At 62.9% G+C, this 1,297-nt stretch carries 1 protein-coding gene; it reads left to right on the forward strand.

Annotated elements, in window-relative coordinates:
• On the forward strand, positions 1–945 hold a 945-nt coding region (locus Mcas_RS15840; RefSeq protein WP_040336524.1), incomplete at its 5' end, for a hypothetical protein.
• Between the last annotated feature and the right edge of the window lie 352 nt (positions 946–1,297).

The raw sequence follows: 1,297 nt of genomic DNA on the forward strand, positions 1-1,297 counted from the left end.
CGCCTGGGCGGGCGGGTGATGATCGCGCTGGACGGCACTGAGCACCACTGTTCACGCAAAATCCACTGTCCGCAGTGTTCTCACCGCCGGCGCTCGGATGGCGGGATGGAGTATTTCCACAGCTTCCTCGGCGCCAGCATCGTGGCGCCGGGCCACGCCCAGGTCCTGTCGCTGCCGCCGGAGTTCATCGTTTCCCAGGACGGTGCCGAGAAGCAGGACTGCGAACGCAACGCCGCCAAGCGCTGGCTGGCCAAGCACGGGCCCCGCGTCGCGCACCTTCGGCCAATCTATCTCGGTGACGACCTGTTCGCCTGCCAACCGATCGCCGTCGCCATGAATGCCGTTGGCGGCAACTTCATCCTGACCTGCAAGCCCGCATCGCACCAGACCATCGCCGAATACGTCAGCGGCGCCGAACTGAGCGAACATCGCCAGACCGTCGTGCAGCCGGGCAAGCGCTCGACCCACACCTACCGCTGGCTGGCCGACGTGCCCCTGCGCGCCAGCGACGATGCGCTCAGCGTCACCTGGGTGTCCGTCGAAATCCGCAATGCCAAGGGAAAGCTGACCTATTCCAACAGCTTCGTCACCGACCTGACGGTCACAGCCGAGACCGTCGCCGAAATCGTCGCCTGTGGCCGGGCGCGCTGGAAGATCGAGAACGAGACCTTCAATGTCCTGAAAACCAACGGCTATCACCTCGAACACAATTTCGGCCACGGCAAGATGACCCTGGCCAACGTCTTCGTCACGCTGAACCTGCTGGCCTTCGCCTTCCATACCGTCGCCCAGCTCTGCGTTCTGGCGTGGCGCAACGCCATGGCCGCCCGCGGCGCCCGCTACCGCTTCTTCGAGCACCTGCGCACCATCACCGCCTACATCGTCTTCGAAGGCTGGGATCACCTCCTCAATGCCATCACCGATCCAAAGGCACGACCTCCCTGACCAATGGCTCCCTCGTGTCCACCCCTCTCGGCAACGTTTGGAGACCCAAAATCCTCAGCACCACCGCCATTTAGAATCGCTGATGATGATTGACAGCCCAAGGAGAATGACGACAGGGTGGATGAGAAATGAGGGCTCCTGCTTGCTTTGCCACGCCCGACCAAAGGTGAAGAACGCACGCCTCCGACTCGGTCCGTTCCTAACTAAGGAGACTCCCGGATTTGACCGCTCCATATCGGCTGCCTGGAACCAGCAGCTTCGCACGGCTTTTGGGACCTCCGTCGATTCGGTCAATGCCGGGAGTCTCCTAACCACCCGCGCGAGTCCGACGACCGCGGCTACAACGAGGCAC

It is taken from the genome of Candidatus Magnetobacterium casense (assembly GCF_000714715.1).
In the GTDB taxonomy this organism is placed as follows: domain Bacteria; phylum Nitrospirota; class Thermodesulfovibrionia; order Thermodesulfovibrionales; family Magnetobacteriaceae; genus Magnetobacterium; species Magnetobacterium casense.